At 38.3% G+C, this 25978-nt stretch carries 22 protein-coding genes; 12 read left to right on the top strand and 10 right to left on the bottom strand.

Translation table 11 applies throughout. The features are described from left to right. Positions 1-78 precede the first annotated feature (78 nt). Both serC and IW22_RS14340 read right to left on the bottom strand, forming a co-directional pair. Complete coding sequence (gene serC, locus IW22_RS14335) at positions 79-1143, bottom strand: 3-phosphoserine/phosphohydroxythreonine transaminase (RefSeq protein ID WP_034727559.1); 1065 nt, start codon at positions 1141-1143, stop codon at positions 79-81. Positions 1144-1264: 121 nt separating this feature from the next. Next, on the bottom strand, positions 1265-1615 hold the full coding sequence (locus IW22_RS14340; RefSeq protein ID WP_034727562.1) for a 4Fe-4S binding protein: 351 nt from the start codon (positions 1613-1615) through the stop codon (positions 1265-1267). A gap of 59 nt (positions 1616-1674) precedes the next feature. On the opposite strand from IW22_RS14340, the gene IW22_RS14345 reads away from it, so the two are divergent. From IW22_RS14345 to IW22_RS14355, 3 genes are read left to right on the top strand one after another with little or no spacing between them, the layout of a single operon-like run. Further along, complete coding sequence (locus tag IW22_RS14345) at positions 1675-2709, top strand: acyl-CoA reductase (RefSeq protein WP_034727564.1); 1035 nt, start codon at positions 1675-1677, stop codon at positions 2707-2709. Positions 2710-2754: 45 nt separating this feature from the next. Continuing rightward, the gene (locus IW22_RS14350) at positions 2755-3198 is read left to right on the top strand and encodes a hypothetical protein (RefSeq protein WP_034727566.1); all 444 of its coding nucleotides are present in this window, start codon (positions 2755-2757) and stop codon (positions 3196-3198) included. Between the two features lie 25 nt (positions 3199-3223). Continuing rightward, a complete protein-coding gene (locus tag IW22_RS14355; RefSeq protein ID WP_034727569.1) occupies positions 3224-3913 on the top strand; it encodes a Bax inhibitor-1 family protein in 690 nt (229 codons plus the stop codon). Positions 3914-4445: 532 nt separating this feature from the next. Here IW22_RS14355 and IW22_RS14360 read toward each other — a convergent pair. The 4 genes from IW22_RS14360 to IW22_RS14375 form a co-directional block, all read right to left on the bottom strand. Then, a complete protein-coding gene (locus tag IW22_RS14360; protein ID WP_034727575.1) occupies positions 4446-4694 on the bottom strand; it encodes a DUF6952 family protein in 249 nt (82 codons plus the stop codon). Next, positions 4694-5002 (bottom strand): thioredoxin family protein, encoded by a 309-nt coding sequence (locus IW22_RS14365; protein ID WP_034727578.1) that lies wholly within the window; start codon positions 5000-5002, stop codon positions 4694-4696. Before IW22_RS14365 ends, IW22_RS14360 begins: the two co-directional genes overlap by 1 nt. Before the next feature lie 143 nt (positions 5003-5145). Further along, positions 5146-5778: a peroxiredoxin gene (locus tag IW22_RS14370; RefSeq protein ID WP_034727580.1), complete on the bottom strand. Its 633-nt coding sequence runs from the start codon at positions 5776-5778 to the stop codon at positions 5146-5148. Between the two features lie 178 nt (positions 5779-5956). Further along, the gene (locus IW22_RS14375) at positions 5957-7153 is read right to left on the bottom strand and encodes a pyridoxal phosphate-dependent aminotransferase (RefSeq protein WP_034727583.1); all 1197 of its coding nucleotides are present in this window, start codon (positions 7151-7153) and stop codon (positions 5957-5959) included. A 60-nt stretch (positions 7154-7213) separates the two neighbouring features. Between IW22_RS14375 and IW22_RS14380 the strand changes: the two genes are divergently transcribed. The 6 genes from IW22_RS14380 (at position 7214) to IW22_RS14405 (ending at position 14402) form a co-directional block, all read left to right on the top strand. Continuing rightward, positions 7214-8146 carry a GLPGLI family protein gene (locus tag IW22_RS14380; protein WP_034727586.1) on the top strand — a complete coding sequence of 311 codons (933 nt, stop codon included), beginning with the start codon at positions 7214-7216 and terminating at the stop codon, positions 8144-8146. Positions 8147-8643: 497 nt separating this feature from the next. Continuing rightward, positions 8644-9981 carry a M20/M25/M40 family metallo-hydrolase gene (locus tag IW22_RS14385; protein WP_034727588.1) on the top strand — a complete coding sequence of 446 codons (1338 nt, stop codon included), beginning with the start codon at positions 8644-8646 and terminating at the stop codon, positions 9979-9981. Between the two features lie 89 nt (positions 9982-10070). Further along, a complete protein-coding gene (gene rsmG, locus IW22_RS14390; protein WP_034727591.1) occupies positions 10071-10706 on the top strand; it encodes a 16S rRNA (guanine(527)-N(7))-methyltransferase RsmG in 636 nt (211 codons plus the stop codon). A 62-nt stretch (positions 10707-10768) separates the two neighbouring features. Next, positions 10769-11173, top strand: coding sequence for a hypothetical protein (locus IW22_RS14395; RefSeq protein WP_034727594.1), 405 nt, complete (start codon positions 10769-10771; stop codon positions 11171-11173). Positions 11174-11175: 2 nt separating this feature from the next. Continuing rightward, positions 11176-11712: a hypothetical protein gene (locus tag IW22_RS14400; RefSeq protein ID WP_034727597.1), complete on the top strand. Its 537-nt coding sequence runs from the start codon at positions 11176-11178 to the stop codon at positions 11710-11712. Further along, positions 11709-14402: a PD-(D/E)XK nuclease family protein gene (locus tag IW22_RS14405; RefSeq protein WP_034727600.1), complete on the top strand. Its 2694-nt coding sequence runs from the start codon at positions 11709-11711 to the stop codon at positions 14400-14402. The genes IW22_RS14400 and IW22_RS14405 overlap by 4 nt, the downstream gene beginning before the upstream one ends. Positions 14403-14466: 64 nt before the next feature. Here the strand turns inward: IW22_RS14405 and IW22_RS14410 are convergent, their stop codons facing one another. The 4 genes from IW22_RS14410 to IW22_RS14425 form a co-directional block, all read right to left on the bottom strand. Then, positions 14467-16416: a T9SS type A sorting domain-containing protein gene (locus IW22_RS14410; protein WP_034727603.1), complete on the bottom strand. Its 1950-nt coding sequence runs from the start codon at positions 16414-16416 to the stop codon at positions 14467-14469. A gap of 163 nt (positions 16417-16579) precedes the next feature. Then, positions 16580-17758 (bottom strand): acyl-CoA dehydrogenase family protein, encoded by a 1179-nt coding sequence (locus tag IW22_RS14415; RefSeq protein WP_034727607.1) that lies wholly within the window; start codon positions 17756-17758, stop codon positions 16580-16582. Between the two features lie 130 nt (positions 17759-17888). After that, complete coding sequence (locus IW22_RS14420) at positions 17889-18677, bottom strand: NUDIX hydrolase (RefSeq protein ID WP_051891248.1); 789 nt, start codon at positions 18675-18677, stop codon at positions 17889-17891. A 23-nt stretch (positions 18678-18700) separates the two neighbouring features. Further along, the gene (locus IW22_RS14425; RefSeq protein ID WP_034727609.1) at positions 18701-19888 is read right to left on the bottom strand and encodes an MFS transporter; all 1188 of its coding nucleotides are present in this window, start codon (positions 19886-19888) and stop codon (positions 18701-18703) included. 177 nt (positions 19889-20065) lie between these two features. Here IW22_RS14425 and IW22_RS14430 point away from each other — a divergent pair, with 177 nt between their 5' ends. Genes IW22_RS14430 through IW22_RS14440 form a run of 3 tightly spaced genes read left to right on the top strand, consistent with a single transcriptional unit; the run spans position 20066 to position 25974 of the window. Further along, the gene (locus IW22_RS14430; protein WP_034727610.1) at positions 20066-22987 is read left to right on the top strand and encodes a SusC/RagA family TonB-linked outer membrane protein; all 2922 of its coding nucleotides are present in this window, start codon (positions 20066-20068) and stop codon (positions 22985-22987) included. Between the two features lie 11 nt (positions 22988-22998). Next, positions 22999-24543 (top strand): RagB/SusD family nutrient uptake outer membrane protein, encoded by a 1545-nt coding sequence (locus IW22_RS14435; protein WP_034727612.1) that lies wholly within the window; start codon positions 22999-23001, stop codon positions 24541-24543. A 3-nt stretch (positions 24544-24546) separates the two neighbouring features. Further along, positions 24547-25974 (top strand): glycoside hydrolase family 30 protein, encoded by a 1428-nt coding sequence (locus IW22_RS14440; RefSeq protein ID WP_034727613.1) that lies wholly within the window; start codon positions 24547-24549, stop codon positions 25972-25974. Positions 25975-25978: the final 4 nt, after the last annotated feature.

The following is a 25978-nucleotide window of genomic DNA, read 5'->3' on the forward strand; positions in this document are numbered from 1 at the left end:
ATTAAATCGGGGCGCAAATTAATAAATTTTTATTAACTGCTCTAAATCTTTCAATCTTTGAATTTTTTTATGCTTAAATTATTTAATTGATCTCATCACGTCTACCAGAACCTGCACACTTTCAATAGGTAAAGCGTTGTATAAACTTGCTCTGTATCCACCAAGACTTCTGTGTCCGTTCAGTCCGCTGATTCCAGCAGCTTTCCATGCAATGTCAAATTCTTCTTTTTTGCTCTCGTCGATCAGTTTGAAAGAGACATTCATGAGAGAACGGTCTTCTTTTACACAGAACGTTTCAAAAAGAGGATTGTTGTCAATCTCATCGTATAAAAGTTTTGCTTTTGCTTCATTTCTTGCTTCCGCTGCTGCAATACCGCCATTCTTTTCCAGGTACTGTAACGTCAGAAGAGAGGCGTAAACAGGGAAAACAGGAGGGGTATTGTACATAGATTCTTTTGAAATATGCTGAGAATAATCCAGTATAGACAGCATGTTTTCTCTTCCTGTCTTTCCAAGAATTTCTTTTTTGATAACCACTAAAGTTACTCCAGCAGGTCCCATATTTTTCTGAGCTCCTGCGTAGATCAGATCAAATTTAGAAAAATCCAGCTGTCTTGAGAAAATATCAGAACTCATATCGCAAACCATCAGTGTATCCACTTCCGGGAAAGATTTCATCTGAGTTCCGTAGATGGTATTGTTTGAGGTGCAGTGGAAATAATCATATTCTGAACCTACTGTATAATCTTTAGGGATGAACGAGTAGTTTTCTTCTTTGGAAGAACCTACCACATCCACAGTTCCCAGTTTTTTAGCTTCTTTTACAGCACCTGCCGCCCATGTTCCCGTATCGGTGTAAGCAGCTTTTCCACCTACTTTCAACAGATTGTAAGGAACCATCGCAAACTGCAGGCTTGCACCGCCTCCTAAATAAAGTACTTCATAATCATCGCCAAGGTTCATCAGTCTTTTCACAATGGCACGCGCTTCGTCCATTACGGCAACGAAATCCTTACTTCTGTGCGAAATTTCAAGAAGAGACAATCCAATACCGTTAAAATCTAAAATAGCTTCTGCTGATTTTTCGAATACCTCCTGAGGTAAGATGCATGGCCCTGCGCTGAAGTTGTGCTTTTTGCTCATATTTTTACTTTTTTGGTTGTGCAAGAATTTTACGGACTTGCGATTTTGTTATTGATATTTTACTAGATTCTTTGAGATTTGTAGTTAAAAAAACCGCCTCAACGCTGAGACGGAGCCTTTATTATTCACCGTGTAAGAACGCTTTTTTATTAAGCAGCGCTTCATCAGATTCTACGTGGTCTTCATCAGGGACACAACAATCTACCGGGCAGACCGCTGCACACTGAGGTTCTTCGTGGAATCCTTTACATTCCGTACATTTATCGGTTACAATGAAATATACATCATCACTCACAGGTTCCTGCGGCGAATCTGCGTCTACAGTAAGTCCTGACGGCAAGGTTACAGTACCCGCAAGAGCAGTACCTTCAGAAGCTTTCCAGTCTACGGCCCCTTCATATATGGCATTATTTGGGCATTCCGGTTCACAGGCACCACAATTAATGCATTCATCAGTTATTTTAATAGCCATCGCTAATTTTTTTTAAATTTGCACAAAATTACAAAATATTCCCCAATTTAAAAGTAATTATGAATATCGAAAATCAAGTTTTAGGACTTATTAAGTTAAGCGAGTATATAAAAGAGTTCTTAGCAAAGGATTCCGCGGATTATAATGATCATGATAACGAGTTTGAATCGCTGCTGAAAAGATCCGAAATAGAAAATCCGTGGTTCACCATGGAAAACCAAAAGTTTGCTCTGAATGAATGGACCCAGCTGCTTACTCAGGAAAATATAAATAACTGGATCGGAAACTATTCCGTTTCAAAAGCTTCAAAAAGAGTAGGACTCATCCTTGCCGGAAATATTCCTCTGGTTGGGCTTCACGATGTGATATCTGTGGTTGTAAGCGGTCACATTCCATTGATCAAATTATCTTCAAAGGATAAGCGAATGGTTCCGTTCCTGCTGGAAAAGTGGAATGAGTTTTCCGGTGGTACCGTTCCGTTTGAATTCGTTGAAAGGCTCGAGAATTTCGATGCGGTGATTGCGACAGGAAGCAACAATACAGCCAGATATCTTGAATATTATTTTAAAGATCATTTGAACATCATCAGAAAAAACAGAACTTCTGCAGCGGTTTTGAAAGGAGATGAGACTCCCGAAGAACTTCAGCTTCTGGCCGAAGATATTTTCAGATATTTCGGGCTTGGATGCAGAAATGTGACGAGAATTTTTATTCCGGAGGATTTTGTGATTGACAGACTGTTTGAAAGTTTTACAGGATTCCAGGATATCATCAATCATCATAAATATGCCAACAATTACGATTATAACAGAGCGGTTTACCTTCTGAACCGTGATCTGTTCTGGGATAATAATTTTGTGATGCTGAAAGAAGATGATAAACTTTTCAGTCCGCTTTCCGTGATCAATTTCAGCCGGTATCCATCACTTGATGAAGTGAAAAGTTTCCTTGCGGAAAACGAAGGAGATATCCAGTGTATTGTAGCTAAAGAAGAGCTAGGATTAGACTCTATTCCTTTTGGTGAGGCTCAGCATCCGGCTCTGAATACGTATGCCGACAATGTAGATACGATGAAATTTTTGGAAGTGGTCTGATTTTCGTATCTTAACTCACTTATTTCAACAAATACCAAATAGATTATGAAGACAATATTTTTAGGACTTACATTGTTTGCGGCACAGCTGATGTTTGCTCAGAAAGTGACTGGAGTAAAGGTTGAGAAGGCTCAGAAAGAGGTGCCTGCACAGCTTAGCAAAGAGAAGATTAATCTGTATAATGACAATTTTCTCAAGTTTGTTGATGCCCTAAAAGCTTCGGACCGACCGGCAGTTGATGCACTTCTTTCAGAGAAAGTGAAAGAAATCGTTACGGATGATGTCCTGAAAAAGGTGAAGGAAGGGTTTGATGTGAACAAGAAGCTTGAAATTTTAAAAACAGGTTACCACAAATTAATGGATGGGTCCAGTTTGCCAAGCATCAATTATAAATACGCTGGAGATTCTTCTTCAAAAGAGGTGATTATGGCTGTATTTGAAGAGGATGGAAAAATCCTTGGGGTGATGCCTGCGAAGAAAGATAAATAATTTAATGTTCAAATAAAAAATAACTATGATGACAGATGTTTTAGTTGCTCATTCCTCAGAGGTGGAAAAGGCGGCTTTTTACAGAAAAACGTATTTACATGTTGCTTTATCGATCCTTGCATTTATGGGGGTTGAAACTATTTTACTGAAAACGGTTCCGGTAGAAATCATTGCGATGATGTTTGGGCAGAAATACACATGGTTGCTGATCATCGGTGTTTTCTGGCTGGCTTCTATGCTGGCTTCGAAATGGTCTCTTTCACAGAGCAGAACGACGCAGTATTTCGGATTAGGATTTTACATCATCCTGGAAGCGGTGATCTTTATGCCAATGCTTTATATCGCTGCAGGAATGCAGGGTGGTGGAAATATTATTTTTCAGGCTGCCATGCTTACGATTGCGATGTTTGCGGGACTTTCACTGATCGCATTTACTTCTAAAAGAGATTTTTCATTTTTAAGAAATATCATCATCATCGGAGGTTTTCTTTCGATTGGATTGATTGTAGCAGGAGCTATTTTCGGATTCAACCTGGGGCTTTGGTTCTCGGTAGGAATGATGGTGCTGGCTTCTGCAAGTATTCTGTATGAAACCAGTAAGCTTAAAAATGTATATACGACGGGACAGTATGTGGGAGCTTCTTTACAGCTTTTTGCCTCTATTATGCTGTTGTTCTGGTATATTCTTAGAATCCTGATGAGCAGAAGAAGCTAAATTTAGTGATGAGTTTTAAGTTATGAATGATGAGTTTTAAGACATCGTTCCAACTTTAATATACAATCCTGGTGATCTATTTCATCAGGATTTTTTTATTTGTAATTTTTAAATCTTTGAATGCTTCAATCTTTCAATCTTTCAATTTTTAACCACAAATACCACAAATAATACCACAAATATCACAATTTAAAGGGTAGAGCATTCGTGTTATTAGTGAAAAAAATTAGTATCATTCGTGTTTTAAATCCACGCAATTGAATTTTTAAATCTTTAAATACTTCAATCTTTCAATTTTTCCAGACCAAACCCAAAAAATCCAGATGATATTCACCGGGATTTTTAATAGGATTCTTTAATCTGTATAAACAACGTCAATCGCATCAGCAATGGCATATTACAGAAGCTTTGAAGCACGTGTTATCAATGAAATTAAAGAATGGAGAAAATATAGTATCGAGGAAAACCTCAGTAGTATTGTGTTTGAATCTTTTAATTATTAAATCTTTAAATGATTAAATAAAGAAAAAAACTATTTATCAATAGATCCCAAGACCTTCTGTGCAAAAGAATTTAAAGCGTCTTTTTCGCTCATTCCGTTCTGAACGCTGGCGTGTACTTCCAAAGCACCACAAATATTGGTGATCAGTTCTCCTGCTACGTTCAGATCTTCTTCGCTGGTTCCTCTGAACTCGCAGAAGCTTTCTAAAACCTCTAACGTTTTTTCGAGATTCTCAGGAGTCTGATTCTGATAAAACTGTCTGATTACGGGTAATTTCATTATTGTAGTTCGTTAAAAAGGTTAATTAAACTTTCTGCCTGGTTGCTCTGTACCTGGTTGACCAATTCACCGTTTTTAAAAACTGCGAAAGTAGGAAGGTTGTCTACAGTGGCTAATTTTCTGCTTTCAGGAAGCTTTTCAGCATCTACGTATAAGAATGGAATTTCTTCGTTTTCTGAGGCTAATTTTTTGAATTTAGGCTTCATGATTCTGCAGTTTCCGCACCATGTGGCACCGTACTGAACCACTACTTTTTCATTGTCGTTAACGATATTTTGTAAGGTGTCTTCTGTTAATTCTGTGTACATAAGTTAAATTTTATGAAATTTAACAATGTAGCAATTAGATAATGTACCAGTGTAACAATTAAAATATAGGTTTTTAAATATTGTTACATTGCTACACTGATATATTGTTACACTAGTATTGCTACATTGTTATAGTGTTTTGATTAGTTCTTAGCTAAGTATTCTGCTGTAGAAGTTCTGTCTGCTTTCATTGCATCTTTTCCTTCTTCCCAGTTGGCAGGACATACTTCACCATGTTTTTGAACGTGTGTGTAAGCATCAATTAATCTTAAATATTCTTTCACGTTTCTTCCTAAAGGCATATCGTTTACAGACTCATGGAAGATTTTTCCAGTTTCGTCGATAAGATAAGTTGCTCTGTACGTTACATTAGAACCTGTGAAAGTTTCTTCTCCATCTTCATTGTATTCGAAATCCTGGTCTACGATTCCTAAGATGTTAGCCAGCTGTCTGTGCGTATCAGCTAAAAGCGGGTAAGTTACCCCTTCGATACCTCCGTTATCTTTTGCAGTGTTCAACCACGCGAAGTGTACTTCGTTGGTATCACAAGAAGCACCGATTACTTTAGTGTTTCTTTTAGCGAATTCACCTAAAGCATCCTGGAAAGCGTGAAGCTCTGTAGGACATACAAAAGTGAAATCTTTTGGATACCAGAATAAGATTACTTTTTGTTGGTTAGAAGTAGCTTCTTCAAGGATGTTGATTCTTAGATCGTCACCCATTTCAGACATAGCATCGATTGTTACATTTGGGAATTTTTTTCCTACTAAAGACATAATTTTCTGTTTTTATATTTAAATTTCTAGTGCAAATATATAAATATTTCATCTATCGAACAAATGAATATCGATAAATAAAATCTATAATTGTTTTTAATAGATTTAAAGAAAAAAGCCCTGAAATCAGAGCTTTTTGTTTACTTTATATTCAATTTTTAACAAGTCTAAATTGAATTTATGAATTGAAAGGTGCTAACAATTCTTTGATTCTTTTCATTGCTTCTCTAAGATCTTCTTCAGAAGCAGCATAAGAGAAACGGATACATTCAGGACTTCCGAAAGAAACACCGCCTACGCAACCTACGTGGGCGTGCTCCAGTAAGAACATCGCGAAATCATCAGAATCTTTAATCTCCGTGCCGTTCAGTGTTTTTCCGATGTAATGGGAAACATCCGGGAAGAAGTAGAAGGCAGCCTTTGGAAGCACTACTTTAAATCCTGGAATTTCTTTCATTAAATCATATACAAGATCTCTTCTTTTCTGGAAAGCATCGATCATGTATTTATATTCCGAAGGATCGGTTTTTAAAGCGGTAATGGAAGCTCTCTGCGCGACTGTATTGGCTCCGCTGGTCATCTGTCCCTGGATCTTTTCACAAGCTTTCGCCAGCCATTCCGGACAGGCAGAATACCCGATTCTCCAACCTGTCATCGCAAATGCCTTAGACATTCCGTTGATCACTGCAGTCTGCTCATAGACCTCAGGGAACTGAGCGATAGAAGTGGTTTTTGTTTCGTAATTGATGTACTCATAGATCTCATCCGAAATCACGGTTACATGAGGATATTTCGCAATGACTTTTGCCATAGACTTAAGCTCGTCATACGTATAATATCCACCGGATGGGTTACACGGAGAACTGAAAAGAATTGCTTTTGTTTTATCTGTGATGGATTCTTCAAGCTGCTCAGCTGTTATTTTGAAATCTGTAACATAAGAAGTCGGAAGCATCACGGAAGTTCCACCCATCATTTTTACCATTTCATCGTAGCTTACCCAATAAGGCGCAGGAAGCAGTACTTCGTCACCATCATTGATAACCGATGCAAGTACATTTAAAATCGCCTGCTTTGCTCCGTTGGAAACGCAAATTTGCGAAGGCTTATATTCAAGATTGTTGTCTCTTTTTAATTTATAGGCTACTGCTTCACGAAGTTCAAGAAACCCTGGAACAGGAGAGTAGTGGCTGTAATTTTGGTTGATGGCATCAAAAGCGGCCTGTTTGATATTATCCGGAACATCAAAATCCGGTTCGCCGAGGGTAAGACTAATCACATCAATGCCGGCGGCCTTCATTTCTCTTGCTTTGTTTGACATGACGAAAGTCTGTGAGTAACCTAATCTCTTTACTCTATCTGAAAGTTTATCCATGTGGGTCTTTTTGAATTTTAACAAATATATAATAAAAACGTTTCGCCGGGAAATAAAAGTATGGCCGGAAAAAAAGATTTTTGTCAGGTTTCCATTTATTCACTAGATTTGGAAATGGCTGATTCAGCCTGTGTTCAGGAGTATTTTAACAATATATCATCAAAAATGTACAGACTTTTGTTTTTATTATGGGCTTCTTTTTTTTCTGCCCAGAGCTACCGTTTTGTTTACGAGTACAAAATAAAACCCGATGCCGCGAAGAAAGATTCAGTGATAACGGATTATATGAATCTGGATACGGATGGGAAAAAATCGTATTTCCAGAATGGGGTAAAATATGAACGGGATTCTACTTATAACGCGGATAAAAGCTATCCGGCTCTTTTGAAAAGCAGGCAGTACGACCGTAATTTGAATTATACCGTAGAAAAAGATTATGCTCAAAAGACCATTAATTTCTACGACAAATATAAAACAGTAAGCATTATAACATCGGACAATGAAGCTCCGAAGTGGAAAATTGTGAACGATTTCAAAAAAATCAACAGTATGAACTGTCAGAAAGCCGTAGCAGATTATAAAGGCAGAAAATGGGAAGCGTGGTTCAGCAAAGACTTTCCGGTAAGTGATGGCCCTTATAAATTCACCGGACTTCCGGGGCTCGTTGTTTCCGTGAAAGACAGTGAAAATGATCACGTTTTTGATTTGGTTCAAATTAAAAAAATCAGCACAGTGACTTCTTTTATTCCAAAAAACAATAAGCAGATGACCCATGCTGAATACAGAAAGCTTATTAAGAATTACACCTTTACATCAGCAGACGATATTGCCGGGATGAATGTAGATTCCAAAGCAGGCGTCATTGGGCTGGAACTGAAAGACGGTTATGTAACCAAACTGGATTACAATGAACTCAAGAAAAGCGGAAAACAAATGGACGCTCTGATTGCGAAGAAACTCAGAATGACCAATAATCCAATTGAAAAAGATTAAAAATAAACAGAGACTGCCGAAAAAGCGGTCTTTTTTTGAATTTTATCTGAAACAAAATTGAAAATCTTTGGTTCTCTACGGCATTGATATTTAAAATTCTTGCGCCTTCGTGTTTTTCCAACGAGATATTATTTAAATTGAAATTCTAATGCAGTGTTGGTTTTTCGCAAAGTCGCAAAGGAATAAGAAAGGATTATCCTTTAAGGCGCTAGGATTTTATCTCCGATAAAATTGATTGTGTTATAGTTGGATGTTCTTACATCTTCCTTAGCTGGAAATCTTTGATTTTTCTAGCGCCTTAAATATGCGTAAAGTTTAAAAACCTTGCGCCCTTGCGTTTTCCAACAAACAATAATAACAACAACAAATATCCACATTAAGACTATCGTTCTGTCATTAGCTTCCTTCTTCCAGCTTCGTGACACGATTAAAAACAGAATATCTTATCCTTAACTTATTCTATGTTTTGTATATTTAATCCATCTTATACCCATCCTATGAAATATTCTCTTCTGTTGCTGTTTGTTCCTTTTGTTGGTTTTTCACAGACCCGTTCAAAAGATGATGAAATAAAGAAATACGTTTCCGAAGTAAGTTCGGACTCTCTAAAATCTTACATCAATAAACTTGTAGGCTTTCATACCAGACATACTTTAAGCTCAACAGACGATAAAAATCAGGGGATAGGAGCGGCAAGAAACTGGGTACTTGGGAGATTTAAGGAATATGCCAAAAATTCTGGCGGAAGAATGGAGGTTTATCTTCAGCAGGAAGATATTCAGCCTGATGGAAAGCGGGTAGACAAAGTGACCAATCTGGGAAACCCAGTCGCTTTTCTGAAAGGAACAGATTCCAATGATAAAAGAATCTTCCTGATTTCTGCACATCTGGATTCAAGAGTAACGGATGTGATGAACAGGACCTCATTTGCTCCCGGCGCCAATGACGATGGTAGTGGGGTAAGCGCGGTCATAGAAGCGGCAAGAATTCTGAGTAGATCTTCATTTCCGGCTTCTGTTATTTTTGTTGCTTTTTCAGGAGAAGAACAGTCGCTGCTAGGATCTAAGCTTCTGGCAGATAAGGCGAAGAGAGAGAATCTGCAGATAGAAGCCGTGTTGAATAATGACATGATCGGAAATCCCAAAGCTGGAGAAACCGGAGAAATCAATAACCGGACTCTTAGAGTTTTCAGTGAAGGATTACCTTATGTAGGTTTGGATAAAAAAGGATTGAACATAAGAAATATAGGTCTTGAAAACGACGGTGAATCCCGTCAGTTGGCCCGTTACATCAAAGAAGTTGCCGAAAAATATGTGAAAGGGCTTGAAGTAAAACTGATCTACAGAAACGACAGGTTCCTGCGCGGAGGAGATCATTCCAGCTTTGTTAATGAAGGGTTTCCTTCAGTAAGACTCACAGAATATTATGAAAATTATGACCATCAGCATCAGGATGTAAGAGTGGAAAATAATAAGCAGTACGGTGATCTTCCCGAGTTTATCGATTACGGTTATCTGAAAAGGAATGTGGCCGCGAATATTGCTGTTCTGGCAAGTCTTGCCAAAGCCACTTCAAAGCCTGAAAGGGTAGAAATAAAAGTGAAGGAACTCACTAATTCTACTACGCTGCAGTGGGAAAAGCCAAAATCAGGAATTCCGGCAGGCTATTATATTTTGGTGAGAGATACTGATAGTTCTTTGTGGCAGAAAAAGGTATGGACTAAAGAACTGACTATTAAAATTCCCCTTTCTAAGGATGATTATATTTTTGCTGTACAGGCGGTTGATCAGTATGGAAATCTAAGCGTTCCTGTTATTCCGGGTATTGCCAGATGATCGGAAAGGAAAAATTAAAGCCCGGTCACGACAACTCGATTTGAATACAATGGAAATAAAACTTATTTTTGCGGATTATAATAATTCATATGGCAGCGTCGTTACTATTAAAATACTTTCCGGATCTTACAGAGAAGCAGATCGAACAGTTTAACCAATTGGAAAAACTGTACAATGAATGGAATGAAAAAATCAATGTGATTTCCAGAAAAGATATGGAATCGCTGTATGAAAAGCACGTTCTGCATTCTTTGGGAATCGCTAAAGTGATGGAGTTTGCTCCTGGTTCAAAAGTTCTGGACATCGGAACCGGCGGAGGTTTCCCCGGAATTCCACTGGCGATTTTGTTTCCTGAGACCCAATTTACATTGGTAGATTCTATCGGGAAGAAGATCACTGTGGTGAAGGCAGTGGCAGAGGGAATCGGGCTGACGAATCTTACCGCTATTCACGGAAGAGCAGAAAAGGTGAAAGAGAAGTTCCATTTTGTAGTGAGCCGTGCCGTAACCCAAATGCCGGAATTCCTGAGATGGCTGAAAGGAAAGTTTGAAAAAGAACAGATAAATCCCAAACATAACGGAGTTTTATATTTAAAAGGCGGCGATCTTGCTGAAGAACTGGCCGGAATTAAATGTGAAATATTCAACCTTAAAAACTATTTTGATGAAGAATTTTTTGATACTAAAAAAGTGATTTATGTATCAAAAGGTAATTTTAGTTCTTAATTTTATAAAATTAAGGAACGATTTTTAGTGAATTTTTATTAATAATCGGTAAATTAGAGGGTATGAAAAATCTTTTAAAATTTGGATTTTCCGTATTGTTTTCAGGACTGGTTTTTGTCTCCTGTGAAGATGATGATTATCAGACCATACAGTCCATTGCCAAGATCAGGATCGACAGTGTGAAGGTCATGAAAGATACCATGGATGTGTTTACAATACAGAGCATTAAGACGTATTCTACCTATCCGTCCCAATGTGAAGGGTTTTACGGATATGATTATATTCATGACAGCAGCCTCGGAAGATCTGTTACCGCCTACAAATATACTGTTGAAGGACCTTGTGCCCAGGAAGCTCATGTAGGGGCCAACCAGATCAATTTCAGCCCACGCCAGCCCGGAAATTATGTTTTTAAATTCTGGAACGGCAACAACAGCTGGATCACCAAAACAATTGTAGTTGAATAATAATGAAACTGATTTCACTTGCCTGCCTGCTTGCTTTGAATACCCTGTTCGGACAGAAAATCATCTGGAATGAAGACCGGAAACTGGTTTGGGATGACTTTAAAAGTCCGGTGAACAGGAAAAATAATCCCGATGTAGCCGCTTATACCCATTGTGGCTTGGAATATTCTGTGGTGAAATCTACCAATCCGAAATCGCCTGTAAAAATTGAGATCACGGCTATTTTCAATGAAGACAGATCCTGGAAAGATAACAAAAGGATGAATGACTATATTCTCCTTCATGAGCAGAAGCATTTCGATATCGCGGAATTATTTACCCGGAAATTCAGGAAAGAAGTAGAAGAGAAGATCAAAACCTCCGGTGATTACGATAAAAATTTTAAAGCACTCTATCAAAAAATATCAAACGATTATAAGAATTTTCAGATCTCCTATGACAAAATTACAGAGTATGGGATCAATAAAGAAAAACAGGCAGAATACAATGCCCTCATCGCCGAAGAAATAGACCAATTAAAAAGCTATAAAGCCTCTTGAAATTCCTCAATAAGATCATCCACGAACTGCTGGCCCAAAATCCGGACCTGTCTGAGTTTAACATCGTTCTGCCCGGAAAGCGTCCCATCGTATTCATCAGGCAGATCCTGGAAGAAAACAATTATTCAGGATTCCTTCCCAATTTTTTTACCGTAGAAGAACTGATCGACAGGATTGCAGATAAGCAGCCGGTTCAGGGGATCTCTCTGTGGCTTTTTGCCTTTGATGTGTACCGGAACCTTGGTCTTATCCCGAAAGATGATTTTGCGGACTTTTTAAAGTGGTTTCCAACCCTTCAGAAGGACTGGGATGATATCCTGAAGTTCTCTGATAGTGATGAAGCCGTTTTGCAATATATGTTTGATGAAGAGCGAATCAAAGAATGGGCTCAGGATCTGGGAGAAGATGATGACGTTCCGCGTAAAAAATTCCTTAATTTCTGGCAGAATATGAACATTTTTCTTCCTGTCTTAAAGAAAAAACTGAAGGAAAAGAACTGGGCAACTTCCGGGATGATCCATGAAACAGCTAAATCGAAGATTGTAGATTTTGCTAAAAACACTTCCGAACATTTTGTTTTCTGTGGTTTCAATGCTTTTACACCGGTGGAAGAGAAGCTGGTAAGAAGCCTGTTGCAGTGGAATAAGGCACAGTGTTTTTTTCAGGCGGACCGTTATTATTTTGATGACGAAAGACAGGAAGCAGGAAAATTTCTCCGGAACCATAAAATGTGGAAAGAATTTGATGATGACAGGGCTTTTCAGTGGATTGAGGATGATTTTAACCAGCCTAAAAATATAAAAGTCTATGAAGTTTCCGGAAATGTAACGCAGACGAAAGTGCTGCCCGAAATTTTTAAGGAAATTGAAAACAAGACTTATTCCAATACGGCGGTGGTATTACTGGATGAAAATTTACTTCCCGCCAGCCTGGATGTGATGTACGAAGTTGATAACCTGAATATTACCATGGGTTTTCCGCTGAAGAATCTTTCCTTTTCCAATGCGGTGAAACAGCTTTTTTATCTTCAGAAACAACTGGAGAAAAACAAGTCTTCCTATTACTACAGAGATATTTTCCCGATCCTTGAAGAGCTTCCGAAATCTGCTGAAGATGAAACGATTATCAGTAATTTCAGAACAAAAATAGAGGAGAGGAATATCGTTTATATATCAAGAAAGCTTTTAGAAGAGCTTCTGAGCGGACTTTCATACTATGGTCTTCTTAAAAAAGCGGATCACACCGGAGTTTATCTGGATATGCTGATCAGTTTCTGTCGCGATATCAAGTGGCTGGAAATAGATGACATTCAGTATGAAAACGTTTCCCATTTTGAAAATGCCTTCAGGATCATTAAAAACCAGGTGAGTCCATATGATTTTGAAATTAAAATGGAAACACTTGAAATTCTGATCAACCAGCATGTGAATTCTGAAAGTATAGATTTTCAGGGGGAACCACTCCGCGGACTTCAGATTATGGGGCTTCTGGAAACCCGTCTCTTAAACTTTGAAAACGTGATCATGCTTTCCGTGAATGAAGGGAAGCTTCCTTTGGGAAATTCACAGAACACCTATATTCCGTTTGATATCAGAAGGTATTTTGATCTTCATACATTTCTGGAAAACGACAGTATCTATGCATACCATTTTTACAGACTGATTCAGGATTCTCAAAATGTCCATTTGCTATACAATGCACTTAGTTCCGGGGTAAATACCGGAGAGAAGAGTCGTTTCATTACGCAGATTGAAATGGAGAGTTCCCATCCGATAGAACATCTTATTATTGAAAATTCTTCCGAGCCGATTGCTTCCATGCCGATAGAAATTCCCAAGACGGAAATTGTAATGGAAAGACTTGAGAAGTGGAAAGAGAAAGTATCAGCTTCCCACCTGACAAGCTATCTTTATAATCCGATTGATTTTTACCTTTCGAAGATATTGAAGACGTCAGAAACCGATGAAATTGAAGAAGAACTGTCGGTCAAGAATTATGGGAATTTAGTTCACTATTCACTTCAAGAAGTATATGAATTGCTTAAAGGTAAAGTTTTAAAAGAAAAGGATTTACTGAATTCAATTAAAGAAATAGATCAATATATTAATGTCGCGATTGAAAAGCTGAAACACCAGCCGGAATTCTATGAAAAAGGGATGAACTACATCCACAGAGCTATTGCTAAAAAGGTAATTGAAAATGTTCTGAACCATGATCTTGAACTGGTGAGAAGTGGTAATACCCTTGAGATTTTAGACATTGAAAAAAGGTTTGAAAATGTAGATTTTTATCTTGATGCTAATGACAAAATTTCATTCTTAGGATTTATCGACCGGATAGATCGCCTGAACGGAACATTAAGAATTATCGATTATAAGACCGCAAAAATCAAAAATCTTACGGTAAAAATAGACGAAAACAACGTCACTGATTATTTCCATAACAGCGAAAGAAAACAGGCCCTGCAGCTGTGTATTTATCATTATGTGGTACAGAATCTTCCGGAATTCTGGGGGCTTCCTATCGAAACAGGGATCTGGAGTTTTGCAGAAGCTAAAAAAGGAGTGGTTTCATTACAGTTTGAAAAAGGAAGTATTGATGATGCCATGATGTCTGTGAAAAATCTGATCCTCGAAATTCTAAATCCCGATCTTAGTTTTATTGAAAATATCAAGTCTTATTCGAATTAAAAAAATGCACCTCATTGCTGAAGTGCACTCAATTTGAAATGAAGAATATACAAGCGTCTTTGTCTTATAGTTTTACTTTTTTGTTGGTTATTTTTCCATCGCTATCACTCATTTGAACAACATAAATTCCTGATTCTAAGCTTTTTGATTCAAATTCTGATTTGTTGACTTCCTGTTGTTGGATCAGTGCACCGGATATGCTGTAGATGCTGATGTTCTTAATACCATTATCTGCTCTTGCGATGATCTGACGGCTTCTCGTAAATATTTCAGATTTGTTGGCTAATGAACGGTCTGTCAGTGCTTTCTTGAACTGCAGATTATAATATTGAGTAACGATTTCGAAGGTATTATTTTGATTGTCAATGTCTTTTGTGCTAATTCCTCCGTCTGAAGCATACTGTTCCTGGGATACTGTTTTTAACAGGTTTTTATTTTCATCAAAAACATGAACTGCAATCAGTTCTTCCTGAGGAACTTTTAATTTTAACAAGCCATTGTTTTCAGACTGTATGATCTCATTTTCAGGAACTTCTATAGGGGTGTTTTTAACGTACGGAAGTAATTTCTGATCATTGTTTTCCTGTACCTTAAGAAGATAAACACCATCTTTCAATGAAGATAAACTGTTTCCTGTCGCTGACTTGCTTGCTGCTTTTTCCTGATTGAAATCTGTAATGCCAACCAGCTGCATGTTTCCAAGATCCGGTTTTAATTGTGAAGAGTAGAGTGAAGTTGTGGTTTCAGGTTGAGTGTTTCCCTGCTGTTTTGAAGTCAGGATCGCCCACTGATTGAGAAGGCCTCCGCTTCTGAGTGTATTAAATTTCGCATTGGATGCCAGTGTGAATGGAACAATTCCTCCAACATGTCCTAAAGGTCCCCAAAAGAAGGAATCCAGTTTATATTTATTCAGATCCCACCAGGCGTAGTAGCCACGCTGTACATCAATGGTTTTGGATGTGTTTTCAGGCGGAATAGCCAGGTCAACAGAAGAATGCCCTAAGGTCATCGGTGTTTTGTTGTACCAGTCATACACATCTTTAGGTTTTAAGCATTGTCTGAACTTGCTGTTAAGATTGTTGGTTGTTTCGTTGATGAAATTCTGAGTGAAAAGCTTTCTCCAGATCACAGGACCCCAAAGAAGGCCTCCGTTATCCTGAACCACATGATAGTTGTATTTATCCAGATATTCCGGAGAAATAACCTCTGAAATGTCATTGGTGTAACTTTTAAAGCCCATATTGTTACAGGAATGAACAACATTCGCCAGGAACGAGGTAAACGGATAAAAATCCTTCTCCAGAACCCCTTTGTTTAAAGTGACTCCTGAAAAATCATAAGGTCCGTCTCCCATATAGGCATACTTGAACTTCAGATTGGTAGGATTGGAAATATTGAGTCTTTTTAAGGTGGACATGGCAGCATGAGCCCCCTGAGAATAACCTGCCAGGAAATATTCATCGTAACGTTTGATTCCCTGCTGAGCCAGAACTTTGTTGGCTGCTGTAACGAAATCTATCGTCGCACCAGCCTCTGTAGCATAATCTACATAAGGATGAACACCGTCTCCGGTTCCCATACCAACGTAGTCAGGAGCCATTAAAATATAGCCGTTAAGGACGTAAGAAAGTTCGACAACAAATCCAGCGGTTAAAGCCCCTTTAAAGTTGGAAGGCACATTATTCCTGCTGTCTGTCGTTCCGTGGTCTGAAACAACGGTAGAAAGCTTAAAATTGACGTTTGGATACATCAGCAGTCCCGTAGCTTTTACGAGAACGTTATTTTCATTTTTGGTGTAATAGGTGATCTTGTAACCTTTTAGGCCTACGTTGAAGCCATTCAGGTAGCTGACGAAATCCGGAGCGTTCTGCTCGCCAAGACTGTTGGCGATAAAATTAACAACACCCTGCGGAGTCAGGTCCAGTTTTTGTTCAACGTTTACAAGATCTCCTGCCTGTTGGGCAAAAAAGAACGGAGCGGTTAAACCTAATAAAAGCGTGGATAGTTTTTTCATATCAATATTTTTTATTGAGATTAAATTAGATATTTTTAACAAAACCGTTAGAATATTAATACATCAATAATTATTCATTGAATACAAGTTCCCCGCAAAGTGAGTAAAAGAAGGAGTCCGGCCATTCGGCCGGACTCCTTTTCCGTATATTTTAGCTTTTTAATTAAAAAGCGTTGATTCCTGTAATATCTAAACCGGTGATCAGTAAATGTACATCGTGTGTACCTTCGTAAGTGATCACAGATTCCAGATTGGCTGCGTGTCTCATCATTGGGAATTCACCCATGATTCCCATTCCGCCAAGGATTTGTCTTGATTCTCTTGCAATATCGATCGCCATTTTCACGTTGTTACGTTTAGCCATTGAGATTTGTGCAGGACTTGCCTTGTGGTCGTTTTTAAGATTTCCTAACTGAAGACAAAGTAATTGTGCTTTCGTGATTTCCGTTAAGAATTCAGCCAGTTTCTTCTGCTGAAGCTGGTAAGAACCGATTGGTTTTCCAAACTGCTTTCTTTCTTTAGAATATTGAACGGCTGTACAGTAGCAGTCAATTGCTGCACCGATTACACCCCAAGAGATTCCGTATCTTGCAGAGTTCAGACAAGATAAAGGTCCTTTTAATCCGGTTACACCCGGAAGTAAGTTTTCTTTAGGAACTTTTACATCATTGAATACCAGTTCTCCGGTTTTCGATGCTCTTAAGCTCCATTTATTATGAGTTTCCGGAGTGGTGAAACCTTCCATTCCTCTTTCAACAATTAATCCCTGGATTTTTCCTTCTTCATTTTTTGCCCAGATTACAGCAATATCGCAAACCGGGGAATTTGTGATCCACATTTTAGCACCGTTCAGAAGATAATGGTCTCCCATATCTTTAAAATACGTTTCCATAGAACTTGGATCTGAACCATGGTTAGGCTCCGTTAATCCGAAAGAACCGATCATTTCTCCCGCAGCAAGGTGAGGAAGGTATTTTTTCTTCTGTTCCTCAGAACCGAATTCATTAATAGGGAACATCACCAGCGAGCTCTGTACCGAAGCAGCAGAACGTACCGCAGAATCTCCTCTTTCCAATTCCTGCATGATCAAACCGTAAGAAATCTGATCTAACCCTGAACCGCCGTACTCAACCGGAATATATGGACCTAAAGCTCCAACTTTTCCCAATTCTTTCATTAAGCCCGGAATATCTGTATGATTTTGCGCGGCCTGATCAATCTGTGGCATTACAAAACTCTCCACCCAATCTCTTACCGATTGACGGATCAGTTTGTGTTCTTCAGTAAGTAAAGCATCAATTCCGTAGTAGTCTGGAATGCTTGTAAGAGGATAATATGACATGATTTTTTTGATTTGTTTAAAAGTAATACTTTTCGTGTGGTTTGAAAAATTTTTTTGAAAATCTTTATTGCATTTGATTCTCAGTAAGATAAATATGGTGTTTATGTGATTTTACTCAAAATACAGTCTCCTAAGATTCCTCATCATTAGAGATAGGATACTGGTTGGCAGCATTGTGTACCTTGCTTTTGAACTTATAGAGATACGGAGCTTTGTTCGCAGAACCGTCATAAAGTTTCTCCAGTCTGTCGAGAATATTTAAGCTTAATATCTTGCGCTGGAAATTATTTCTCCTGAATTTCTGACTTAAAATAGTTTCATACAGTGACTGAAGATCTTTCATGGTAAATTTCTCCGGAAGAAGATTACTGGCAGCCACCTCAGTATTGATATTCATCCTAAGGTATTCAAGGCCGGTTTCTATGACTCTGTCATGGTCAAAAGCCATCTTGGGCAATTTATTAACCTCGAACCATTCACAGCTTTCGTTAAAAGCATCCGGAAAAGTGTTGGCAATAGAAAAATCGATAAGGCTGCAATAACCTACTGTAATGAATCTCTGGAAGATCCAGTGATCTTTGGGAACTTCAATTCCTTTATTATTAAGAAGAATCTGGTGTACATTATTCTCCGTACGGTCTATCCTTCCGAAAGTATGGAACTGTTTTAGGAAAAGGTTCTGAAGTTGGGTTCTTTCATACAATACTCTGGCAGCAGCTTCGCGGAGGTCTTCATCATTAAAAACAAAACCGCCCGGCAGCGACCACAGATCCAGATCGTGGTACTTTAAAAGCAAAACCTTCAAAATATTATTGTGAAAACCAAATATTGTGCAGTCAACAGATACGTGTGCTACAAAATCTTTTGTATCAATAAGTTCCTGAAGGGTTTCTTTGTTTTTGGTGTCCTTGATTTTCATGGGAGTAAAAATAAAATTATTTTCTATAATTTCTTTCCTGATAGCTTAAAATATATCAAACTCACCGTAAAAAGCACAGAAACAGCAAGTAATATGTACAGCGGATAGTAGTTTAACAGCTGTTTTCCGAACAGAACAGCCATGATAATAGAACTGACAGAGCTGCCTAGGGATGAAAAAATGACAATTAGGGATGTAAACAGATTGATTTTTTCTTTGTCAATCTTGGCAATCATCTTTGAATTGATCACAGGATAGAGTGGTGAAAGAAAAAGTCCGATCACAGGGAATAAAAATAAGATGATATTGGAATTTACAGAATCAAAATACTGAATTCCTAAAATCATGAGGAGCACCGCAATAATTAAGGAAATACATAAAATATAATACTTTGATAATGAAAATCTGTGGATCACATTAGCGGTTACAGTTCTTCCTGCATAAGAAAAAAGGGCAAGAAAAGAAGTGGCCTGCAGGGCAAAGAATGAATTGACATTCAGGTGGTTTTTATAAAATGAAGGAAGCCATGAATTAAACCCTTGTTCCACAAAAACGATAAAGAAAACAACGCCCAAAAATACCAGAGTGGCAGGTGTTGCAAATACTGAAAGTTCAGAAATAAGACTTTTACTTTCTGTTTTTTTAGCTTCTGAGATATTTAATTTTGAAAATAAATAGATCGTAACGGCACAAAGTACCGAGATAGAGATAAACCCAAATTTCCAGAACTCGGAATACTGGCTTGAGATCAGCCATCCGAATCCGGTATTGACTACAAAAATTCCTACCATAAATGAAGCTTCTACACTGTTCATCATCTTGGCAAGAGATTTCTCATCTGAAATATTATTCCGGATAATCCCAAACACACAAATCTTCCCCACAGCAAAACACGTCCCGATAATGGCAAACCAAACTTTGTAAAACCAGAAATCCTGGACAAAGGGTAGGAGACATGAACAGATTCCTACAATAACAAGGGCAGAAATTAATGCTTTTTTAGTGCCGGTTTTGCTGATAAAATTCACTGCAAAAAGTGAAATAAATGCGATAGGCAGATCCTTGAATGATTCCAGAAAGCCCAGCTTTTCATACGTGATTTTTTCTTCCGAAAGTTGAAGAATTACAATGCCCATACAGTTTAAAACCATTGAAAAAATGAGGAAGGTCAGTTTTAAGGGAAGAGAGATCCTGGGAAGGTTGGCTGTCATTTTGGGGACTTTTTAGATTGAATTTTTAAGATAATTTTATGAATTATAACGCGAATATAGGGCTTTAAAGTCCCAAAAATAAACGAAAAATTAAAATATTTGTGAATACAATGTTAATTAATTAAAAAAAAATATATTTTTATTGTCTCAATTTGAGAATTAAAAAACTAACTGTATATGAATCTAAGAATATCAAGAAACCTGGGGGTGGTTGCTGTGCTGTATTTTACAGCGAACTTCAATGCCCAGACCAGCGTAAAGGACACTGTTCCGAAAGAGAATAAAATCGAAGAGGTCGTAATGATTGGTTACGGCAGTCAGAAAAAAAGCAACGTGACGGGAGCCATCTCCAGCATAAAAGCTTCCGACATTGAAAATTCTCCTACGGCGGGAAGACCTGAGCAAATCATGCAGGGGCGTGCGGCCGGTATAAGTGTAGTATCCAACTCTGGGCAACCTGGAACCGCAGCTACCGTACGTGTACGTGGAATCACAAGTTTTGGTGCCGGAAGTAATGATCCATTGTGGGTGGTAGATGGAATTGTAGTGGACAACATCGGATGGCTGAACCAGTCTGACATTGAAGGAATGGAAATTCTGAAAGATGGTGCTTCTGCTGCTATTTACGGTGTTTCAGCTGCAAAAGGGGTTGTTTTGATCACGACTAAAAAAGGAGCAAAAGGAAAAATGAATCTTTCTTACAATGGTTTCTTTGGAGTGGGAAGTGCCGCAAAAAAGCTGGACCTGCTGAATGCGACACAGTATGGGAATATGATGAATGAAGTGATTGCCAATGATAATATGTACAACAATCTCAATCCTCCTAATCCTCCCATGTTTGCTAATCCAAACGCATTGGGGACAGGAACGGATTGGCAGAAAGAAATTTTCAATTCGGCACAGCGTCAGTCTCATGAATTCAGCATCAGTGGAGGAAATGATAAATCTACCTTCTATACTTCCTTCGGATATTATGACCAGCAGGGTATTGTATTGAGAGATATTTCAAATTATAAAAGAATTAATGCCAGATTTAATTCAACCCATAAAGTTTTTGACTTTTTAACCATAGGACAGACTTTTGCTTATACCCATACAAAGTCTCAGGGAATTAATGATAATAATGAATTTGGAGGGCCTTTAAGCTCTGCCATCAATTTAGATCCCGTAACTTCTGTTTTAGCCACAGATCTTAGTCAGCCTGTTTATACGAATAATCCCAATATTGTAAGGGACGCCAATGGGAATCCTTATGGAATTTCACCGTATGTAAGTAAAGAGATGACTAATCCGTTAGCATTTCAGGAAACGCAGAGAGGGAGATACAAATGGTCTGATGATATTGTGGCCAATGTTTTTGGAGAGCTTAAAATAAATAAAAATCTTAATTTTAAATCTACAGTAAACGGAAAACTGTCTTATTGGGGAAATCAGGCCTTTACTCCATCAGCATTTCTAAGTACCGCAAACAACAATCTATCTAATAGTTTGTTCAGAGAACTTCAGAAAAAATTCGAATGGAATACGGAGAACACCCTTACGTATCAAAATAAATTTGGAGAACACAATCTAAGTGTTTTGCTGGGTCAGGGTTATTATGAATATAACATCAGCTACGGACAGAATGCAACATATAAGAATCTTCCAACGAATGATTGGCAAGAAGCTTCGTTTAATTTTGATGTTGGAGAATCTAACAAAACTTCCAATGCGTGGGATGGAAAACAAACCCATAAAGCATCTTATTTTGCGAGAGTAGTGTACGATTACAATAACAGATATCTTTTCACAGGTACCATCCGTAGAGATGGATCATCAAAATTCGGAAGCAATAACCACTGGGGTAATTTTCCTGCAATGTCTTTAGGATGGAATGTTTCGAATGAAAGTTTCTGGCCGGAAAACAAGATTGTTACCAGCTTTAAGTTAAGAGGTGGATATGGTGTATTGGGAAATGATGCCATTGATGATTTTGCATTCGCCAATTTCCTTGTCCCGGGCAGTAATTATACGTTCGGAGACAATATTATTCATGTAGGATATGCACCAAGTACATTAGAGAACCCTGATCTGAAATGGGAAAGAACATCGCAGTTTAACATTGCGGCAGATCTTAAAATTCTGAGGAATTTTGATTTAAGCGTGGATGTGTACAGAAAAAAGAGTACCGATATTTTAAGAAGAGTTGAGCTTCCGGGTTATTTAGGATTAAGCCAGAATCCTTTTAGAAATATTGGGGATATGAATAACGATGGTATTGAAGTGACGTTGGGTTATAAGAAGAGTTGGGGTGACTTCGGGATGTCCGCAAACGGTAATTTTGCCTTCGTAAAAAATGAAATTTTAAGACTGGAAGGAAACAGAGAGTATGTTACTTTCGCTGGTTTCCAAACATTGGGAACTGTATCCAGATTACAGGTTGGAGAATCTTATGGCTCTTTTTACGGATACAGAAATATCGGTGTGTTCCAAAATCAGGCAGAAATTGACGCTTACAGAAACGCAAGCGGACAATTACTACAGGATAAGGCGAAACCGGGAGATTTCAAAAGAGAAGATGTCAATGGTGATGGAGTTGTTGATATCAAGGACTATGTTAACTTAGGTAATTCCGTACCCAAATATACATTTGGTTTTACCCTAAACATGAATTATAAGAATTTTGATTTAATGGTATTTACACAGGGACAGGCCGGGAATAAAATTTTCCAGGGGTTAAGAAGACTTGATATCCCGGAATCCAATTATCAGACCTCAATTTTAGACCGATGGACAGGTGAGGGAACATCCAATACGGTAGCAAGAGTAACCAAAGATGATCCTAACCAAAACTATACGGCAATGTCTGATTATTATCTGCAAAATGGAGATTATCTGCGTATCAAATTGGTTCAGCTGGGCTATACTCTTTCTAAAGATGTGGCAAAAACAATTGGAGCTTCCAAAATAAGATTTTATGTAACAGGAGAGAATCTGGTGACTTTCACAAAGTACACAGGCTATGATCCTGAAATTGCAGGAGCCGATACTTTCGGTATAGACAGGGCTTTCTATCCACAGGCAAGAACGTTCCTTTTTGGTGCTAATGTTCAATTTTAATCTTTAAAAAAATGAAAAATAAAAATTTTATATATAAAAGTATTTCCGTTTTAATGCTTACGGGAATTAGCTTGGGAGCTGTTTCTTGTAACGACGGTAATCTGGAAGATGTTAAAAATACAGGAACCTTTGATTCAAATAATTATTTCAAAAACGAAGAGCAGTCTTTTGCAGGACTTGTGGCGACGTATGATATGATGAGAAAATATTCGGGCGGATTTGAAAATATGGTCACATTTTTCAATGGCGCTTCTGATGATTTCTATTCCGGAGGAGGAAGTTCTTCTGATGGCGCAGGGATCCAGGGGTTTTCGAATTATACACTGAATCCGGTGATTATGCCAGCCAGCTATTGGAAAGATTATTATCAGGGTATTGCAAAAGCCAATCTTTTATTGGACAGAATTCCCAATGCCAACATGAATGATCAGACAAGAAAAAGATTTATTGCAGAAGCAAAAGTGTTGAGGTCATTATATTATTTTGAATTATTGAGAATGTTTAAAAATATTCCTTTAATATTAAAGCCTGTTTTAGTAACAGACGATTACTATAATATTCCTCAGGAAGATCCGGCAAAGGTTTACGCACAGATAGAAAGTGATATTGTGTCAGTAATTGGAGATCTGCCAATGACTATTCCTACCACTAATATGAATGAAGTGGGTAGAATTACACAAGGTTCAGCGAGAGCGATCTTAGGTAAAATTTATTTGTATGATAAGAAAAACACCGAGGCTGCAGCTCAGTTTGAACAGGTCAATGGTACACCTGGTCAGACAAGCCAGTATGGATATAAGCTGGTTCCTAATTTTTCCAGCCTTTGGGTGATAGATAATAAATTTACCACAGAATCCATCCTGGAAGCAATGCATACCAATAAAGGAAACGGAATCTGGGATAACTGGGGATCTGGTAAAGATGAAGGAAATGCAGTCAATCAGATGGTTGGAATCATTTCTTATGGAACCAATACCAACATTCCCAATAATGATGCCCCAAGTATTCATTCCGGTTGGGGATTTAATCCTATCACAGATGATCTGTTTAACTTTATGCAGGGCGATCCACGCCTTGATGCAACTATTTTTAATGCTAAAAGCTTAAAACAACAGAATAAAATCAGTTATTCTCCCGGATTTAGAGATACAGGGTATTTCCTGAATAAATATTTACCGAGAAAAGTGGATGAGTCTACTCAGCCAGGAGTTACAGAACTTAATTTCCGTCAGAACTATATCGTCATCAGATTGGCAGATACCTATTTAATGGAAGCTGAAGCACTGGGTGGCGCAGGAGGAAGAGCTCAGGCCTTATTGGATGCGGTGAGAGCTAGAGTAGGCCTTACTTCAGTACCGGTTTCTATGCAGGCCATCAAAGATGAAAGAAGAAGAGAATTGGCAGGAGAAGGACACAGATGGTTCGATCTTGTAAGATGGGGAGATGCACCGGCGAAGCTGGGAACAAGAGGATTTAAGGCAGGTAAGAACGAAATTCTTCCGATTCCTTTCAATGAATTGATCAATACGGCTTTAAAGCAAAATCCTTTGTATTAAAATATGACGTTTCACAGTTTATATAGTTTCTTTTTTAAAGGTACCGCGCTGCTTTGCGGCGTGGTACTTTTTCCTTTATCGTGTGCATCCGTTGGGGCAGATAAAGAAAGTGATGTTCAGTATTGGCTTACCAAAGGCAATGAAAGTGTAAAATTACAGCAACAGACACCCGTTAGGTTTGTAACAGGTACCAACAACTGGCAAAATATTGAAATTGATGATACTCAGAAGTTTCAATATGTTGACGGTTTTGGATATACCCTCACAGGAGGCAGTGTAGAAGTAATCAACCGTCTTTCACCTGCAAAGAGGAAAGCTTTATTGAATGAACTTTTCGGGAAAGATAAGAATTCGATTTCTATCAGTTATCTGAGGTTAAGCATCGGTGCTTCTGATCTTGATAGCAGCGTATTTTCTTATGATGACCTTCCGGAAGGGCAGACAGATCCGACCCTTTCAAAATTCAGTCTGGCCAACGACAGAAATCTGATTGCCATGTTGAAAGAGATTCTGGCCATTAATCCTGAAATTAAAATCATTGCAGCACCTTGGTCACCTCCGGTTTGGATGAAAGATAACGGGAAATCAAAAGGTGGAAGCTTAAAACCCGAATTTTACAGGGTATATGCAGACTATTTTGCAAAATACATCCTTGGAATGAAAAAGGAAGGAATTACCATTGATGCAGTAACACCTCAGAATGAACCGCTTCATCCGGGAAACAATCCGAGTCTCTTTATGCCGTCTGAGCAGCAGAGAGATTTTATCAAAGGTCATTTAGGTCCGGTGTTTAAATCCCATAAGATCAAAACAAAGATTGTAGTCTACGATCATAACTGCAACAAACCCGAATATGCCCTTGATATTCTGAAAGATCCTGAAGCTTATCAGTACATTGACGGCTCAGCCTTCCATTTATATGAAGGAGATATTTCAGCTTTAAGCACGGTGCACAACGCGTTTCCCGATAAAAAATTGTATTTTACCGAGCAGTGGACGGGATCGAAAGGCACTTTTAACGAAGACCTGAACTGGCACGTTAAAAATGTAGTCATCGGTTCTATGAGAAACTGGAGCAGTATTGCTTTGGAATGGAATCTAGCGAATGATCCGCAGTATAAACCTCACACAGAGGGCGGGTGTACGGAATGTAAAGGAGCAATAACGGTTTCCGACAGTGAAAATTTCACCAGAAATGTTTCCTATTATATCATTGCACACGCTTCCAAATTCGTGCCTGCAGGTTCTCAGCGTATTGCTTCTACACAGACAGAAACCCTTTCTACGGCGGCATTTAAAACCCCAGCCGGAAAAACGGTATTGATTGTCCAGAATGGAAACACTGCAGAAGAAAGTTTTAATATCAAATATAATGGAAAGACCGCTCCCGTCATTCTTTCAGGAAATTCGGCAGCAACTTATGTTTTTTAATATC

It is taken from the genome of Chryseobacterium sp. JM1, assembly GCF_000737715.1.
Lineage (GTDB): Bacteria > Bacteroidota > Bacteroidia > Flavobacteriales > Weeksellaceae > Chryseobacterium.